Here is an 18,050-nt window from a genome sequence, read left to right as displayed (position 1 = left end):
AACTACAAATTAGTAGATAAATACAGCACCTGAATTAGGGTTACCGTTGTTTTTCTTATCGCCACCAATACCAGTGGCATTGCTATCTTCACCAGGGGCGCCCACTACAAGTGTATTTCCATCTGCGCTGAGACTTACAGAATGGCTGAATTCATCATTTTTTTCCGTTGTACTTGACTTGATATAAGCTCCTTTGCTCCAGGTAGTATTTGAACGTGTATATATATAAATTGCTCCAGAGTCCTGGGCATTATTATCTTGCTCATCACCATTAATACCACTGGCATGGCTGTCTTCGCCGAGAGCTCCGACTGCAAGAGTGTCCCCATTTTCGCTGAGGCTAACGGAGAAACCAAATATGTCGCCTCCGTTTGCATAGTTGAGTTCGGTATTGTGGGCTTTGAGGTAGGATTGCTGGACCCAATCAGCATTTGTTTGTACAAATATGTATACTGCTCCAGTGTAGTCAAGGGCATCATTGTTTTCCTGGTTTCCATTAATACCTGTAGCAAAGCTACGCTCACCAATAGCCCCTACTGCGAGAGTAGAGGCATCGCTGCTCAGGTGAATGGCAGAGCCAAACAAATCGTATTTATCACTGTTGCTGGCTTTAATATGAGATTGTTGGGTCCAGGTGGTTTCGGATCGGGTGAATATATATACGGCGCCAGAGCTGGCTGCGCTATAACTGGGTAGAAAACTATTTATACCCTTAGCTCCGCTACTTTCAAAGGGGGCGCTAACTGCTAGGGTGTTTCCGTCATTGCTAAGGCTTACACTTCTTCCAAATTGGCTGTTTGGCCCTGTGTTACCAGCTTTTATATAGGCTTGTTGCTTCCAGTTGCTCTTGTTGTAATTGAAAATATATACAGCGCCAGATTTAGAGTGGTCATTGCTAGTTTGGTCGCCATTTATGCCTGAACTACTACTATCTTCACCGCGAGCGCCGACTGCAAGAGTTTTGCCATCGCCACTAAGGCTGACGGAGTAACCAAATGCATCGTCAAGATCACTGTTGCTGGGCTTTATATAAACTTGCTGGGTCCAAGTGTTGCTTGTGCGGCTAAATAAATATACGGCACCAAATCCGAATGAGTTAAAGCTACTATTACCTTGATCACCATTGATTCCGGTGGCACTACTATTTTCACGATGAGCACCAATTGCGAGTTTATTGCCGTCATTACTTAAGCTAATAGAATGGCCAAAATAATCTCCCTTATCAGCATTACTGGCTTGGAGCGAAGCCTGTTCAGTCCAGTTAAGGTTGTTGCGCGTAAAGATATAAACTGTTCCGGGAGGGTTGGAATTTTCAGTTCGGAGTAATTCACCTGGCGCTCCGACAGCGAGAGTATTGCCATCGCCACTAAGAGCTATTGATCCTCCAAAATATTCACCCTCGGTAGAGTCGCTTGATTTTAAGTAACCAATACTATCAATAAGAGGGTCATTAACAGCAAGAATATCTGAGTTGGAACACCCGTGGTTATTGCAGGCCTGTAAGATATACTGAGCGTTTACTCTGGAGTGCAACGGCACTTCTAAGATATAACTTCCTGCCTCGTACTGGATATCACTTCCAATCTGACTAAACCCTGAAGCTCCATCAGGATTCTCTTGAAGTCGGTAGTAGATCGCTCCTTCAACATGATCCCAGTTGAACTCGAAGAGTTTAATTGACTTAAAACTCAAATTAACATTTTGAGGTTGATTAGGTATAGAGTTTGTCGATTCAATATTAGTTTCACTCCTGCTACATGCGATGAGCAAAGGTAAAACTATTGCGAAAGCAGCGAAAAAGGGTTTTATCATATTGATTGTGGAGTTTTAGGGTAAATTAAGATTAGGGGTTTGGCCGGTTTAGATATAGGGAGTTTGTCAGGTAACTTTAAAGCTAATTATGCGTTAGGTAGGAAGTAGGAGGCAAATGTGAAAAAGAGCGGGCTTTGAAGGCCCGCCTAGACGATTAGCTAAAATTAACTAGTGCCGATAGTTAATTTCTTGCTAGATCTTCGCTTTCCCTATCAGGCTTGTGCTGGTCAAACCAATATAAAATCGATGCAACTTTTGCAACTAACTGACTTGGCCTGGCAGCGATACTGTGGGATGCCCCTGGTATGCGAACCATGGCAGCGTCAACGTCATTAAGTTTTAGTGCTTGATAAAACTGTTCTGTTTCTGACATCGGTGTGCGGTAGTCCTCTTCCCCGGTTAAGAGCATGGTGGGAGTGGTAACGTTTCCGACATAGGTGAGCGGTGAGCGGCGGCGGTATTCCTCAGGTTTCTCCCAGGGCATCCCTGAGAACCAATAGTTGGTAAAGAACCTGGAATAATCGGCAGTTAAGACAAAGCTTTCCCAGTTGATAACAGGCTTGGCAACAACAGCGGCCCTAAAACGGTCAGTTTTACCAATGATCCAGGCTGTCAATGTGCCTCCGCCACTGCCACCAGTAACAAACAACTGCTCTTCATCAATATAACCTTGAGAAATTACAGCATCGACGCCAGAGATCAGGTCGTCGTAATCCTGGCTCGGGTAGTTATGGTGAATTAAGTTGGCAAATTCATGGCCGTAGCTGGTGGAGCCTCGGGGGTTAGTGTATAGAACAACGTACCCAGCAGCGGCAAATAACTGGACTTCGGCGGCAAATCTGGGGCCGTAATTAGAGAAAGGGCCACCGTGAATTTCCAATAGAAGGGGATATTTCTTCTCGGGATCGAAATTGGGTGGGTAAGCGACCCAGCCCTGAACATTTCGGCCGTCAAAGCTCGATTTGTAGTTGATCTCCTCAATGTTTGCCATCTCGCGCAGAGGCATCAGGTCGCCATTGAGCTGGGTGAGTGCCTGGGTTTTGCCGTTGCGCGCTAGAGCCAGTTCGGCGGGACTCTGAGGGGTTGTTTGTGTGTAGGCGATATCCCCGCGTTTGGAGACTGCAAAATTGGCACCGGAGTAAGGGCGTCCCAGCGACAGACCTCCAGCGTCGCTGGCCATCAGGGTTTCGCCGGAACCAATTTTCTTGATGGCTATTTTGGTGGAGCCGTGATCGTCGTAGCTATAGGCAATTCGCTTGCTATCGTCCAGCCAGTGGAAATTGGAGATGCTGCGATCCTTGGCTGTTTTTATTTTACGGGACTTCCCGCTATTGATATCCAGGATGTGCAGAGTATGTTGCTGGTATCCTAGCTTCTGATCTACAAAGCCTAAATAGGCCAGCTTTGAACCATCAGGAGACATCTGCGGGTGATGGTCGGGACCATAACGTTCGGTAATCTGCTCGATACTGCCGTTTTTTAGGCTCACCTTGTAAATTTCCGAGTTCATCAGCTCGATTTCGTGATCGGGATGACGATTGGCTGAGAAGTAAATTGCACTATTATTTTTACTCCAGGCGAGACTGCTGTGGTGATCGTACTCACCTTCGGTAAGCTGGCGAGGAGTACCGCCCTCTCGAGGAATCACAAAAACCTGTACATGTCCCTGCTTTAAATAGCCCATGCCATCTGAACGATAAATGCTGCTGTCGATAAACTGTGGTGGCTTAGCCCACTCTGCGCCTTCCGGGGCACTGGGGAGCTGTACTGGCAGAGGTTTGCTTTCCGGTACGAACATAGTGAAAGCTATTTGCTTTCCATCCCGTGACCACTGGATATTTGAGGGGGATTTTGGCAGGTGAGTAATCTGCAGATCCTGGCCATTATCTAACCACAGCAGGTGGATCTGTGGGCTGCCACTGCGGGTGCTGATAAAAGCGATGGTCTTCCCGTCTGGGGATAGCTGTGGGGAGTAATCGGAGTAGTCTCCAGAGGTCAGAGGGCGGTGATCTTTGCCATCGGTACCGATACGCCAAAGGTTCGCGCGCTTGCCGTCTTTCATTTTGTTCATTGAGTTGCGGACGTAATAAATACTTTTCCCGTCACTGCTGAACTGAGGGCTACTCGCGTATTCGAGGTTAAATACATCCTCGTAACTAAAATTAGGTAGTTGGTTATCAGCGAGCGCAGGGCTGGCGATAAACATCGCTGCGACAATTTTTATTAGCCGGTTCATGATGATCTTTAGGCTCCTCCTTTTTGTTTCCTAGAGGATACCTGAGGAAGGGGGGTAAAGGGAGTGATTCGTTGACTGGTGTGCTCGATGGGATAACCCGTGATGGAGCAGCAGGGTGGCTGACCTGCTACTCCATTATTTGGCCGAATATGCCTGTAAAATTTTGAATTAGTTGGTTGCCAAGTCCTCGCTTTCATTTTCTCTATCGGGTTTGTGTTGATCAAACCAGTAAAGGGTCGAGGCTACTTTAGAGATTCTCTTGCTGGGTCTATCAGAAAAGTTATGGGATGTGTTTGGAAGGCGCACCATAGCCGCCTCTACATCATTTAACTTGAGTGCTTGGTAAAACTGTTCGGTCTCAGATATCGGGGTGCGATAATCGTTTTCTCCAGTCAATAGCATGGTCGGTGTAGTGACATTGCCAATATATGTGAGTGGAGAGCGGCGTCGATACTCCTCGGGGGCCTCCCAAGGCATCCCGGAAAACCAGTAGCGAGTAAATATTTTGGAGTAATCGGCAGTTAGAACAAAGCTCTCCCAATTGATTACCGGTGCGACAACTACCGCAGCCCTGAATCGTTCAGTTTTACCAATAATCCAGGCTGTCAGTGTGCCGCCGGCGCTTCCACCTGTGACAAATAATTGATCTTCATCGATATAGCCTTGGGCGATAACTGCATCGACACCCGCCATTAGGTCATCGTAATCCTGGCTCGGGAAGTTGTGATGGATCAGGTTGGCAAACTCATTGCCGTAGCTGGTAGAGCCGCGAGGGTTAGTGTAGAGCACGACATAGCCTGCGGCGGCAAATAGCTGCATTTCGGCAGAAAAGCGCGGGCCGTAGTTAGATAGTGGGCCACCGTGAATCTCAAGTAACAGGGGGTATTTATTTTGCGGGTCGAAATTTGGGGGGTAGGCGATCCAGCCCTGGATATTGCGACCATCGAAGCTGGATTTATAGTTGATCTCTTCCACATGGGCCATATTGCGTAGAGGTATCAAATCACTGTTGATCGCCGTGAGAGTTTTTATCTTACCGCCACGAGAAATTGCAAGTTCTGCGGGAATTTGAGGTGTGGTTCGGGTATAAACTACGTTTCCAAGTTTGGAGACAGCAAAATCTGAAAAACTATAGGGCGCGCCTAGTGTCAGTCCACCAGCGTCATCCGCTATCAAGGTTTCCTTTCCGCCAATTTTCTTAATGGCAATTTTGGTTGAGCCATGATCGTCATAGCTGTAAGCAATACGCTTACTGTCAGCGAGCCACTGAAAATCGGAAACGCTACGATCGCTGGCAGTTTTTATTAGCTGGTTTTTTCCACTAGCGAGGTCGATCACTCGCAAAGTGTTTTGGTGGTAGGAAAACCGCTGATCTTCATAGCCTAAATATGCCAGCTTTCTTCTGTCGGGTGAGATTTGAGGTTGAAAATCGGGGCCAAATCTCTCGGTTACTTGCTCAATATTTCCATCGTTGATATTTACCTTGTAAATTTCTGAATCCAGCAGTTCAATTTCATGATTTGGGTGGCGATTTGCTGAAAAGTAAATGGCCTTATTATTTTTGCCCCAGCTGAGCTGGCTGTTGTGCTCGTAGTCCCCACTGGTGAGCTGACGGGGAGTGCCTCCTTCATGGGAAATCATGAAAACCTGTGAATTACCCTGCTCTAAGTATCCCTGGCCCTCAATGCGATACAAGCTCTTGTCGATAAACTGAGGTGTTTCCTCCCACTCGCCCCCTTCTGGTGGTGTGGGAAGCTCCACTGGCAGCGGTTTGTTCTCGGGCACGAACATGGTGAAGGCTATATGCTGACCATCGTGGGACCACTGGATATTTGATGGGGCTTTGGGTAGATGGGAAATTTGCTCACTTTTACCATTGTCTAGCCACAACAAATGTATCTGGGGCTTTCCACTCCTGTCGCTGATAAAGGCAATGGTTTTTCCATCTGGAGATAGATGTGGCGAGTGGTCGTGAAAATCTCCCGAGGTTAGGGGGCGATGATCTTTGCCATCATCGCTGATATACCAGAGGTTTGCCCTTGTGGTATCTGCCATTTTGTTCAGGGAGTTGCGCACGTAATAAATATTTTTATCGTTAGTGCCAAACTGTGGGTCGCTGGCGTACTCCAGGTCGAAAATATCCTCGTAGCTAAAATTGGGTGAATGTTCATTTGTATTTGCGTGGGTGGAAAATGCCGGGCTTGCAATAACTGCCGCAGCAATAAACTTTATAAACCTATCCATGGTCCGTGAGCTCCTTTTTCTTGTTAGATACAGCATACCGAAGGGGTGTCAACAGAGGGGATAAATACGCTGAAGTGTAGTATTGAAGGGATAGTCAGTTTATTTGGCGGATAAACCTTTTGGAGTTTTACTTTCTCAAAAAGGAAAGCCGGGGTAGATCAAAATTAAACTTGGTGCTTTCGTCTTTTTTGAGCCTGTAAAATAAGCCAGATTAATCGAAATAGTAGCTATGTTAATACTTTCCGATAAATATCTTTGAGAGTATCAAACTGGTCGATCCCAACCATTTCGTCACACTGTGTGAATAGTAGTTTTTCGGGTTCTAATTCGGTAACCACAATTCTGGTGGGCACGGTTCTAATGGGACCTGGGTGTGTATTGGGCTAACGGAACAAAGGGTGACCTACCACTACGATAATAGCGGCTGTATTGAAAAGGAGGTGAGCTACGGTACTTGGTGGCTTTAGGTTTCACTCTGCCATGTGTTGGCCGTTTCCTCTACGAAACTTCGATAGCTTCGCGGACCCTGCGGCAAAAGTGCGGCTTGAGCCTCGAGATCTTCCTGATGGATTGGGTGGCCGTTTGTTTTGAACCAGCGATGCATGACCAGAAGATCGAAATTCAGCCACGGAGGCACCATGGTTTCGATGCTGTTGGCAAATTCTTCCGGCGTTAGGTCAGGGTAGATGACGGCGTGACCTAGTGCTATAGACCAGAGTGCGGCGGTTTCATTGCCGTTAGGGGCATCCAAACTCGACAAAAGAAATACTTCGTTCTTCGCCCTTATGTCTAAGAGTGCTGACGCTGCTGCGAGCGCAACATCACGGATATCAATACGTGCAACCGGGTGGGGCCCCAACGGCGTTGCATAAGCACCTGCAGTGATTACATCCTTCTGAATAAGATCATTCTGAGCGAAGTAGGTGGGCCGTAGTATCGTGTGCGCGATCCCACTTGCTCGCAGCGCTGTTTCAATGGCGAATTTTCCACCCGCATGGGGAATCATCGGTGCGCGAACTGCAAGATCGCTCGATAGATAAACGATGTGCCTGGGGGGTGATTCAGCGGCGATCGCCAGTGTGGAGAGGCCTTGATGAGTCTCCTTGGGACTATTTGCGATGAGAAGAAAGACACTCTCAACTCCCTTAAATGCGGACCTCAGGGTGGAAGGGTCGTCCATATCGGCAATGACTGTATCAATATCATCGGGGAGACTTGCGGCATAGGCAGTCGATCGTGTGGCGACCCGGATCTTTGCTCCACTCGCATATAAGATCGGAATGAGGGCCCGGCCGACGTTTCCTGAGCCGCCAAAGATGAGGACAGTCATCGATGTGATCCATTGATACTCAGGGCCAGACTGCGCAAAAGAATGCGCGAAAAGGTTTGTCGGCGTGCCACCCTACCGGGGCATTCAATGGTATGAAGAAGCTATCACCGGCGAGGAAGGTCTCCTCGCCGTTTGATGTTGTGACCCGTACCGACCCCTCCAGCATACATATCAGCTCGCTCCGACTGAAATCTGTGATATCGCAATGACAAGGGCCGGATATTAATGTGCCGGCCTGGATCCTGCCATCACCAGACTCGTATGCCAGATGCCGGGCTTGGTGTGGCTCTAGAGCGCTGAGACTGGTCTCTCTGCAGTCGTCTTCTGAAATATTTGGAAGCGGGCGCACGACTCTCAGCTTAGACGGATCAGTCTCTGCAGGATACTCATCATTGAATAAATTGATAAAGTACTTGCGGTAGTATACCGGCATGTCCCATGCGCAATTAAGGCCTTGCGGGAGGAAAAATGGCTCTCCAGCAGAGATAACTTCTTTGTGTCCTGTTTCGTCGATAATGCCGACGTGGCCCTCGATCAGAAGCATGAACTCAAAGAGTGGATAGGGATTGAGCCCTGTGCTGCTTCCGCCAGAGCAATCCCAGGTCCCAGTGCAGAGGCCGTTTCGCTCAAAGGCTTTATACCCTCGCTGGATAGGTGTCGGGCCGGTAAGAAAAGAGGGAGGGATGACAGCCCAGGACTCAAGGCCTTCGCCACTTGGGTTGTGCGGGTCCAACTTGATTACGCTTTTCATGGCGTCTTTCTCGAGGGCTCGAGTTGGTGGCAGGAGCCGCGCGACTCGAGAATCAGTGAGCGGTTGGTGGTCGTCGGCGCGATTCACTAAGTATTTCTGCCGCAACTCATTTAGTAGTTTAATCCAACTTGGCGATAGATGTTGCTCTCGATAAATTGTGTCGGCCCGAGACACCCTGCACGGTCTGGAGCAATGGGATGTTGTATTGGCAGAGTTGGCAAATATGCTGAATAGTAATATTCAAGAGGTAGCCAATTGTTGGCAAGATAAACCTACTGGAGTTTTACTGCCCCAGCCATGAAAGCCGGGGCCTCTCAAAAGAATACTTTGAGCTTTCGCCCTTTTCGAGCCTCTAGGGGGGCGGATCAATTTAAGTGAGTAGCTCTTTTAAGACTTCCCGATAAATATCTTTGAGGATATCCAGGTGGTCGGCCTCAACCCTTTCGTCCACTTTATGAATGGTGGCATTTACCGGTCCCAGTTCTACGACCTGGGCTCCGGTAGGGGCAATAAAACGGCCATCGGAAGTGCCGCCGGCGGTTGATAGCTCCGTTTTTTCCCCGGTGATGGTGAGAATTGCCTGCTGGGTTGCCTGAACCAGTGGGCCTGCGGCAGTGAGAAAAGGCAATCCGGATAATTTAAAATTCGCCTCGTATTTGAGGTTGTGCTTATTCAGGATTGCGCGGGCCCGAGTCTCAAGGTCTTCGGCTGTTAATTCAGTGGAAAAACGCCAGTTGCAGAGTAAATCCACTTCGCCGGGAATAACATTGGTTGCGCCGGTGCCGCCATTGATATTGGAAACCTGGAAGCTGGTTGCGGGGAAGAATTCATTCCCCTGGTCCCACTCTTCGGCAGCGAGCTCGGCGAGAGCAGGGGCCAGGGTATGTATCGGATTCTCGGCCAGGTGAGGGTAGGCTACATGGCCTTGGGTGCCGAGAACTTTTAGTTCCAGGCCGAGTGAGCCCCTGCGCCCATTTTTTATAATATCGCCAACCCGTTCACTACTGGATGGCTCGCCGACGATACAGCAGTCAATCTTTTCTCTCTGCTCCTCGAGCCACTCGACAACCTTAACGGTGCCGTTTGTTGCGGGGCCCTCTTCGTCGCTGGTGATCAGAAATGCTATGCGACCAATGTGGTCTGGGTGTGCCGCAATGAACTCCTCACAGGCAACCACCATGGCTGCCAGGGAACCCTTCATGTCCGCCGCACCGCGGCCATATAGAAAACCGTCGCGAATTTCAGGCTCGAACGGGGGGCAGCTCCAGTTTTCTTCTGGGCCTGTGGGTACGACATCGGTGTGTCCGGCAAAGGCGAGCAGGGAGCCTTCACTAGAGCCATCGCGTACTGCCCAAAAATTATCGGTGTCACCTCTGCGCAATTTTGTTACCTGGAATCCTATTTTTTCCAGGCGCTGGATCATAAGGTCCATACACCCCGCATCTTCGGGGGTGACAGAGCGGCGGCGAATCAGGTCGAAAGCGAGTTGGAGGGTGGGAGTCACTTGGGCTTTCCTTGTATAGGGAGATGGGCCGCAAAGAGGCGGCTAGAGGGGTGGGATGCAGCAGTGCGGAACTGAAGTTCCGCACTGTGCAATTTTAATTGCTGTGTAGAGCTTCATTGAGCTCGATAGCACTCTTGTTGGTGAGACATTCCACTGCACCATTAGTGGAGTTACGGCGGAATAGTAAATCGGATTTTCCGGCCAGGTCTCTGGCCTTGATGTGCTCTACCAGCTTGCCGCTGTCATCGAGCAGGGCGATTTTAGTTCCAGCGGTAATGTAGAGCCCAGCTTCTACTGTGCAGCGGTCGCCAAGGGGAATGCCGATGCCGGCATTAGCGCCGAGTAGGCAGTTATCGCCTACCGAGATAACGATATTCCCGCCGCCGGAAAGCGTGCCCATGGTGGAGCTGCTGCCACCGAGATCGGAACCGGCGCCGACAAATACCCCGGCGGAAATACGGCCTTCAATCATACCGGGCCCTTCGGTGCCAGCATTAAAGTTAACAAAGCCCTCGTGCATGATTGTGGTGCCTTCCCCAAGGTATGCGCCCAGGCGCACTCGAGCGGTGTGTGCGATACGAACCCCAGCCGGTACTACGTAGTTGGTCATTTTGGGGAATTTATCAACGCAGGAGACATCCAGGTACTCGCCTTTGAGTCTTGCATCCAGTTGTCGCTGCGGTAATTCCTCGAGATCGATGGCCCCCTGGTTGGTCCAAGCGACATTAACCAGCTTGCCAAAAATACCATCGAGTTTGGTCTCGTGGGGTTTTACCAGACGGTGGGAGAGAAGATGTAGCTTTAGGTAGGCCTCCGGCACGGACTGCGGGGCTTCGTCAGTAGCCAAAATAACTACTGCGAGTGGTCTTTGAGAATTGGCGAATTGCTGCAGGATTTCGGCCTGGTCAGCGGCGCCTGCACTGTGGAGAGCATCGGCTAATTTCTGTAGCTGGGTGGAGTCCAGAGGCAGGCTGTGATTTCCCTCTGCCACGCCCAGAGTTTCAGTAACTGCGTTAGCGATTTCTGCGCTGGGTTTAAACAGGGGTTTGGGGTAATAAACTTCGAGCCAGTCGCCCTTGCTGTTACAGGTGCCGACACCAAAACCGATGCTGTAAATATTGCTCATGGTGGTTATCTCCTAATTCGACTAGCTTTGCAGTTGTTCGAAGGTCGCCTCTTTAAAACCGAAAAGGGTTTCCTTTGAGGTGGTGGTGACCGGGCGTTTGATTAAGGTAGGGGTCGCACTGGCCAGATCTAAGGCGAGTGCTTTGTCCATTTCGTTTTTCTGTTCATCGCTCAGTTCACGCCAGCTCGTTGAGCGGCGATTTAGGACCTCTTGCCAGCCAAATTTATCCAGCCATGCTTGTAGGGGGACATCTTCCATGCCGTCTACGCGAAAATCGTGAAAGCGATAATCGACTCCATTTTTCTCCAGCCATTTGCGGGCTTTTTTTACGGTGTCACAGTTTTTAATGCCGTACAGAGTAATCACGGTTACGCCTTTTTGGTTTTCTTTGGGTTTTTACGGTTGGGGTAGCAGGTTGTGCAGATTTCACAGACGGTGCCGTCGCAGCCCCGCGCAGAGCAGAACTCGCGACCGTAGAAAATAATCTGTAGGTGCAATTTATTCCACTTGTCTCTTGGGAACAGCCGCTTCAGGTCTTTTTCTGTCTGGGTGACATTTTTGCCATTCGTCAGGCCCCAGCGCTGGGCCAATCTGTGAATGTGGGTATCGACGGGAAACGCTGGGTGCCCAAAAGCCTGTGACATAACCACGCTCGCCGTCTTGTGTCCGACCCCGGGCAGGGTCTCCAGCGCGGCCATATTCTCGGGCACTTCGCCGTGGTATTCGTTGATCAGGATCTGCGAGAGCTTGCTGATGGCTTTGGATTTTTGCGGTGAGAGGCCACAGGGGCGAATGACTTTTTGGATCTCCTCTACTGGGACCTGCGCCATATCGCTGGGGTTGTCTGCCAGCTGCCAGAGCGCAGGGGTTATCTGGTTGACACGCTCATCGGTGCATTGTGCGGATAGGAGTACCGCAATCAACAGGGTGTAGGAGTCATTGTGATCGAGAGGAACGGGAGTTTCCGGGTAGAGTTCCTCCAGGCGCTGCAAAATATAAGTGACGCGCTCTTGCTTGAGTAGATTTTTTACTGCCATTGTTAAGATATGCCTGGGCGTGGAGTTCCTGTATGTGCTCGAGTTGTCAGTTGTTCTTGAAAAGTGAGTTGGCCTTACCTGCAAAATGCCTTTATGCGGTGCGCTGCGTCGATGCACTCTTGCAGTGTCGCTACCAGTGCCAGACGCACATACTCGCGACCGGGGTTCAAGCCGATGCTATCGCGGGCGAGAAATGCACCGGGAAGTACCGTGATATTTTGCGCCTCATAGAGTTCCCTGGCAAAACGCTCACCATCCTCGACCTTGGGCCATAGATAAAAGCTTGCCTGTGGCTGTTGTACCTCTAGGCAGCCGTCGAGAATTTCGAGAACTGAAGAAAACTTTTCACTGTAAAGCGCGCGATTCTGGCGGACGTGTTCCTCATCCTGCCAGGCTGCGATCGAAGCATATTGATTGGGCAGCGGCATGGCGCAGCCGTGGTAAGTTCGATAGAGCAAAAACTTTTGCAGCAGATCGGCATCACCGGCGACGAAGCCCGAACGAAGCCCGGGTAAGTTCGAGCGCTTTGATAGGCTGTGGAATACTACACAGCGGCGAAAGTCAGTTCGCCCCATTTCCTCGCAGGCCTGTAATAGTCCTACCGGCGGTGATGACTCGTCAAAATACAGCTCCGAATAACATTCATCGGAGGCGATGGTGAAATCGTAGCGGTCTGCCTTCTCTATCAGCTGTTTGAAATCTTCAGCTTCGAGAAGAGCGCCGGTGGGGTTGCCGGGAGAGCAGAGGTAAAGCAATTCGCATTGCTGCCAAACCGATTCCGGCACCGAGGTGAAATCTGGTTTGAATTGGTTTTCTGCCACACAGTTAATAAAGTGCGGCTGCGCCCCGGCGAGAAGGGCCGCGCCCTCATAGATCTGGTAGAAGGGATTGGGCATCAGGACTTTGCTGCCTGCGGAAACGGTCGCCTGGGCGAATGCAAAAAGTGCTTCCCGGGTCCCGTTCACCGGCAGCACCTGGCTATCTGCGCTCACATTGGATAGCTGAAAGCGCTGGCTCAGCCAATCGGCGATCGCCTGCCGCAGGGGCTCTATTCCCTTGGTCAGTGGGTAGGCGGCAAGCTTGTCTAGGTGCCGAACAAGCTCTGCACTGACAAACTCTGGTGGCGCATGCTTGGGCTCACCGATGGACAGTGCAATATGCGGCTTGTCCGCCGCTTGGAGGCCCTCTTTCAGGGCTTGCAGCTTGGTAAATGGATAGGGCTGCAGCTGTTCCAGATTTGGGTTCATGGTCGTGAGCGGGCCTCGGGCGTTTTTTCGGTTAGGCGTCTTGGTTGTTCAGTTCCAGGCAAATGGCTTTTTCCAGTGCGCCGTTGGCCTCGATGTCGGTAAGTGGTGATCCCTCGGCGTCGGTAATGTGAAAAATATCTTCGACTCGTTCGCCGAGTGTCGAAATTTTTGCATTGTGCAGGCGCAGATCGTGGGAAATAAAAATACGCGCGATGCGGGCCAGCAAGCCGGGTCTGTCGGCACTGGTAATTTCCAGGGTGCTGTAATGATCGCCGGGCTCAGTGGAGAGATGAGCCTGGCTCTTCAATTCAAACATTTTAAGGCGGCGGGGCGTACGTCGCTGAATGATCTTTGAGTAGTCCTCAACCAGGGCCAATTCCTGCTGTAGAGTGTCGCGAATCTGCGCTAGGCGCTGGGGTTCGTCCAGTAGCGGTTGGCCCGCTTCATCCAGCACGTAAAAAGTATCCAGCGTATAACCAGAGGCAGAATTGTACAGGCGCGCATCGTGAACGTTCAGGTTGAGCATATCCAGCCCGGTAACCGCTGCGGCAAATACGTTGGCTCTATCAGGCGTGTAGACAAAAACCTGGGTAGCGCCGTCGTGCTCGCCAGGCCCTGAGTTTCGCGTTAAAACCAGAGTGTCTTTTTGGCTGGTGTCCGGGCTGCTGTGCAGTTCGTGGATGGCTGAAGTGTGCCAGGTGATATTGTCAGCGGTTTCGCGAACAAAATAGTCATCCCCCATTTGTGCCCAGATATTTTCCACAGAGGCTTGCGGAAGTCCCATAGCGTCCAGTTTTTCCATTGCCTGGCAGCGGGTTTCCTCGATGATTTCTTCCCGGTCGATGGGATTTTCCAGGCCTCGGCGCAGGGCGTGCCGGGTGGCCTGGTAGAGCTGGCGCATCAAACTGGCCCGCCAGCTGTTCCAGAGTTCCGGGTTGGTGGCATTGATATCTGCGACTGTGAGGGCGTACAGGTAGTCCAGATGTTCGCGGTCACCCATTTCACGGGCGAAAGCGTGCACGACTTCGGGATCACTGATGTCCTGCTTCTGTGAAACCTGGCTCATCAATAGATGCTTTTCTACAAGCCAGCAAACCAGACGCCGGTCGCGGGCGGGCAGGTGGTGGCGCTGGCAGAATTCCGCTGCATCCACAACGCCCAGTTTGGAGTGGTCGCCACCGCGTCCTTTGGCGATATCGTGGTAGAGACCGGCAATATACAGCAGTTCCGGTTGGCGCATGCGCTCGAGAATTTCCGCTGCAATCGGGAATTTTTCCCGCGCCTCGGGGCTCCGGAAGCTGCGCATATTGCGCACAACTTGCAAGGTGTGGGCATCCACGGTGTAGATATGGAATAAGTCGTGCTGCATTTGCCCGGTTACCTGCCCAAATTCTGGTAGGTATCGCCCTAGAATGCGGTAGCGGGTCATTCGGGATAGCTGGGTCGACAAGCCCCGGGGTGAGCGAAGCAGCTGCATAAACAACTGGGTATTTTTCGGATCTGCGCGGAACTGGTCGTCGATCAGGTGTCGGTGCTCGCGAATCAGGCGGATGGTGGAGGCCCGTACTCCGCTAATATCCGGGTTGTTGGCCATCAGCACGAAGATCTCGAGCAGGGCCGAGGGCTCCTGGTTAAATACCTGGGGGTGGGTAACCTCAATATTGCCGTCGCGCAGCTGGAATCGCTCATTTAGCGGAATGACCAGTTGGCTGCCTTTGCGCTGAAGGATGGCTTCGCCGAGATATTGGAGAAGTACATCGTTCAATTCCTGCAGTGCCATCACGATGCGGTAGTAGTTGTGCATAAACTGCTCAACGGCGAGCTGGGTGTCGCTATCCACATAACCGAATTGCTTCGCCAGTTCTCTTTGGTAGTCAAACAGCAGTCGCTCTTCCGCGCGGCCGGCGAGCAGGTGCAAGCCGTAGCGCACACGCCAGAGGAAGGTTTCCCCGGACTGTAATATGGCGAACTCTTCCTCGGTAAAAAATGCCTTGCCCTGCAGTTGCTTCAGGGTGCGCACTTGGAAAAAATATTTGGCAACCCAGGCAATTGTCTGGATATCCCGCAGGCCCCCGGGAGAGTTCTTAATATTGGGCTCGAGAATATATTCAGCAGCCTGCTGATTGCTGTGCCGCTTTTTTTGTTCGGCGAGCTTGGCCTTGAAGAATTCTTCGGTGGGCCATAGCCTTTTGTGTTCCATTTGCGCAGTTAGCTGCTCGCCAACAGTACTGTCGCCGACAACTGTGCGGGATTCGGTGAGGTTGGTGGCCACGGTAATGTCCTTCGCGGCCAACTCCAGGCACTCCTCGATATTTCGTACAGAGTGGCCGATATCCAAGCCCAGGTCCCATAAAAAGGCCACCAAGCGCTCTATGTTGTCGATGGTATCCGGGGTTGGGTGATCGCTGGAGAGGATGAGTAAATCGATATCGGAGTGGGGGTGTAGCTCTCCGCGCCCGTAGCCGCCCACAGCGAGAAGCCCTATACCGTCTCTCCACTCGAACTGGTGCCAGGCGTAATGCAGAAGGCAGTCCACAAACAGGGCGCGCTCGTGTACCAGTGTGACAACGTCCTCTCCTTCGCGAAAGCGCTCTGCCATTTGCCGTTCGGCTGCGCCGACAGCATCTTTGAATATCTCCAGAGTGGGTTTGTCGCCGGAGCTTAAATCCCTGCGAAAACGGGACTGATCAAAGAAAAACAGGGGGCGTTCAAAATAGGGAGGGCTGACCGGCTGCATGGGAAGTCCGTTTGGCTCTTGGGCTGCCGCAGGTGGGGAGCGGCTTGGGTTCGGTTTGCGGAGATCCGCTACTGTAGTGCCGCGAGTAATGCACTTATTCCTCGCGGCCCGTCAGTACGGCTTTAGAAGTTCTCCTCGCTGCGTGCTGTGAGCACTTCTACGCCGTCGCTAGTCACAGCCATGGTGTGTTCCCATTGGGCGGAGAGGCGGCGGTCCTTGGTTACCGCAGTCCAGCCATCTCCCAGCACGCGCGTGGCCGCTTTGCCTGCGTTAATCATGGGTTCAATGGTGAAGGTCATGCCCTCTTTGAGTACTTCCCCAGTTCCCGGCTGACCGTAGTGAAGAATTTGTGGGTCTTCATGGAAGACGTCGCCGATGCCGTGTCCGCAGAAGTCGCGTACCACTGAGTAATAGTTTTTCTCAGCGTGCTGCTGGATGACGTGGCCAATATCGCCGAGGGTAGTGCCGGGGCGGACAATTTCGATGGCCTTGTACATGCACTCCTGGGTGATTTGTACCAGGCGTTCGGCGTGGGCGGCGGGCTTGCCGGCAAAGAACATCTTGCTGGTGTCACCGTACCAGCCATCTTTGATAACGGTCACATCGATATTAATGATGTCGCCCTTCTTGAGAATTTTGCTCTCGGAGGGGATACCGTGACAGACCACTTCGTTGACGGAAGTGCAGATAGATTTTGGGAAGCCGCGATAACCGAGGCAGGCCGGGATCGCTTTCTGTACCTTCACGATGTGTTCGTGGCAGCGTCGATCCAGTTCTTCGGTAGTGACTCCTGGAACGACATACTCGCCAATCATTTCCAGCACCTCTGCGGCGAGGCGGCCTGCGGTGCGCATCTTGGCGATTTGTTCTGGGGTCTTAATGGCTGAGGTCATGCGTATCCTTTGTTTCTGGGTTGGGGCGGGTAGCGCCCAAGAGGCGGGCTATTGTAGCGGATTGCTGGCTGTAGGACACATTTTGCCGCTATTGGCGCAAGGATGGCTCAGGCGTCCCGCCAATAGCATTGAGGCGTGATCATTTGCGCGAAATCGGCGCCAATTCTTCACTATGGGGTGCACTTGTGGTATAAAGCGCGCCGCCTGGGGATACTCCCTGGGCGAGTAAAAGCCGCACACGCATCGACACATGTGTCTGGGTGCCCTGAAAGGGGTTGACGCATGGGATACGTGGAGGACTAACCCGTATATATAGAGGTTTATTATGCCGCAAGTAAGTATGCGCGATATGCTGCAGGCTGGTGTTCACTTTGGTCACCAGACCCGCTACTGGAACCCGAAGATGGGTCAATTCATCTTTGGTGCCCGCAACAAGATTCACATCATCAACCTTGAGCACACTGTACCGGCTTTCAACGAAGCCCTGCAGATCATCAAGGGCATGACTGCTCAAAAGAAAAAGATTATGTTTGTTGGCACCAAGCGTGCTGCACAGAAGTCTATCAAAGAGCAGGCAGAGCGTTGTGGCCAGCCTTACGTCAGCAACCGCTGGCTGGGTGGTATGCTCACCAACTACAAAACCATCCGCGCTTCCATCAAGCGTTTCCGTGAGCTGGAAGCCCAGTCTCAGGACGGTACTTTCGAGAAGCTGACCAAGAAAGAAGCTCTGATGCGTACCCGTGCCATGGATAAGCTTGAGCGCTCCATCGGTGGTATCAAGGATATGGGTGGCCTGCCTGACGCGATCTTCGTAATCGACGTTGAGCACGAGCGCATTGCTATCCAGGAAGCTAACAAGCTGGGTATCCCCGTAATCGGTGTTGTCGACACCAACAGCGATCCCGCTGGTGTTGATTACGTGATCCCCGGTAACGACGACGCTATCCGCGCAATCAAGCTGTACACCACAGCTGTAGCCGACGCAGTACTTGCCGGCGCTGCAGAAGCTGGTAATACCGTTGCGAAGGACGAGTACGTCGAAGCTAACGATGACGAAGCCGCTGCAGAGTAATTTGCAGGGCTAAGTGGTGTAACACAGTCGTTTTACACTGCGAACTCAAAAAGGGGCCCGA

14 protein-coding genes are annotated in these 18,050 nt (G+C 51.5%); 2 read left to right on the top strand and 12 right to left on the bottom strand.

Translation table 11 applies throughout. The features are described 5' to 3' along the window. Nucleotides 1-9 precede the first annotated feature (9 nt). From ACJJIM_RS13990 to ACJJIM_RS13970, 5 genes are all read right to left on the bottom strand, one after another. A complete protein-coding gene (locus ACJJIM_RS13990) occupies nt 10-1,692 on the bottom strand; it encodes a histidine kinase (RefSeq protein ID WP_444911266.1) in 1,683 nt (560 codons plus the stop codon). Between the two features lie 301 nt (nt 1,693-1,993). Continuing rightward, nucleotides 1,994-4,048, bottom strand: a complete 2,055-nt coding sequence (locus ACJJIM_RS13985) for a S9 family peptidase (RefSeq protein ID WP_413662829.1) — start codon at nt 4,046-4,048, stop codon at nt 1,994-1,996. Between the two features lie 168 nt (nt 4,049-4,216). Then, nucleotides 4,217-6,292 (bottom strand): S9 family peptidase, encoded by a 2,076-nt coding sequence (locus ACJJIM_RS13980; protein ID WP_444911265.1) that lies wholly within the window; start codon nt 6,290-6,292, stop codon nt 4,217-4,219. A gap of 463 nt (nt 6,293-6,755) precedes the next feature. After that, nucleotides 6,756-7,622 (bottom strand): SDR family oxidoreductase, encoded by an 867-nt coding sequence (locus ACJJIM_RS13975; protein WP_413662827.1) that lies wholly within the window; start codon nt 7,620-7,622, stop codon nt 6,756-6,758. Between the two features lie 19 nt (nt 7,623-7,641). Then, nucleotides 7,642-8,373: a cupin domain-containing protein gene (locus ACJJIM_RS13970; RefSeq protein WP_444911264.1), complete on the bottom strand. Its 732-nt coding sequence runs from the start codon at nt 8,371-8,373 to the stop codon at nt 7,642-7,644. A gap of 157 nt (nt 8,374-8,530) precedes the next feature. On the opposite strand from ACJJIM_RS13970, the gene ACJJIM_RS13965 reads away from it, so the two are divergent. Continuing rightward, a complete protein-coding gene (locus ACJJIM_RS13965; RefSeq protein WP_444911263.1) occupies nt 8,531-8,674 on the top strand; it encodes a hypothetical protein in 144 nt (47 codons plus the stop codon). A 69-nt stretch (nt 8,675-8,743) separates the two neighbouring features. Here the strand turns inward: ACJJIM_RS13965 and dapE are convergent, their stop codons facing one another. From dapE to map, 7 genes are all read right to left on the bottom strand, one after another. Continuing rightward, nucleotides 8,744-9,877 carry a succinyl-diaminopimelate desuccinylase gene (dapE, locus tag ACJJIM_RS13960; protein WP_444911262.1) on the bottom strand — a complete coding sequence of 378 codons (1,134 nt, stop codon included), beginning with the start codon at nt 9,875-9,877 and terminating at the stop codon, nt 8,744-8,746. A 94-nt stretch (nt 9,878-9,971) separates the two neighbouring features. Further along, nucleotides 9,972-11,003 carry a 2,3,4,5-tetrahydropyridine-2,6-dicarboxylate N-succinyltransferase gene (gene dapD, locus ACJJIM_RS13955; RefSeq protein ID WP_444893179.1) on the bottom strand — a complete coding sequence of 344 codons (1,032 nt, stop codon included), beginning with the start codon at nt 11,001-11,003 and terminating at the stop codon, nt 9,972-9,974. Nucleotides 11,004-11,024: 21 nt separating this feature from the next. Next, a complete protein-coding gene (locus ACJJIM_RS13950) occupies nt 11,025-11,369 on the bottom strand; it encodes an ArsC family reductase (RefSeq protein WP_444911261.1) in 345 nt (114 codons plus the stop codon). A gap of 2 nt (nt 11,370-11,371) precedes the next feature. Next, nucleotides 11,372-12,040, bottom strand: coding sequence for an endonuclease III (gene nth / locus ACJJIM_RS13945; protein WP_444911260.1), 669 nt, complete (start codon nt 12,038-12,040; stop codon nt 11,372-11,374). Nucleotides 12,041-12,114: 74 nt separating this feature from the next. Continuing rightward, nucleotides 12,115-13,287, bottom strand: a complete 1,173-nt coding sequence (gene dapC, locus ACJJIM_RS13940; RefSeq protein ID WP_444911259.1) for a succinyldiaminopimelate transaminase — start codon at nt 13,285-13,287, stop codon at nt 12,115-12,117. Between the two features lie 31 nt (nt 13,288-13,318). Then, nucleotides 13,319-16,024 (bottom strand): [protein-PII] uridylyltransferase, encoded by a 2,706-nt coding sequence (locus ACJJIM_RS13935; RefSeq protein ID WP_444911258.1) that lies wholly within the window; start codon nt 16,022-16,024, stop codon nt 13,319-13,321. 122 nt (nt 16,025-16,146) lie between these two features. Further along, nucleotides 16,147-16,917: a type I methionyl aminopeptidase gene (gene map / locus ACJJIM_RS13930; RefSeq protein WP_282933678.1), complete on the bottom strand. Its 771-nt coding sequence runs from the start codon at nt 16,915-16,917 to the stop codon at nt 16,147-16,149. Nucleotides 16,918-17,242: 325 nt separating this feature from the next. Between map and rpsB the strand changes: the two genes are divergently transcribed. Then, nucleotides 17,243-17,989 (top strand): 30S ribosomal protein S2, encoded by a 747-nt coding sequence (gene rpsB / locus ACJJIM_RS13925; RefSeq protein ID WP_282933677.1) that lies wholly within the window; start codon nt 17,243-17,245, stop codon nt 17,987-17,989. The last annotated feature ends 61 nt before the right edge of the window (nt 17,990-18,050 follow it).

It is taken from the genome of Microbulbifer maximicatervae (SeqCode) (genome assembly GCF_052467615.1).
The sequence above is the reverse complement of the archived record's forward strand: the minus strand, read 5'-3'. Positions and strand labels throughout refer to the sequence as shown.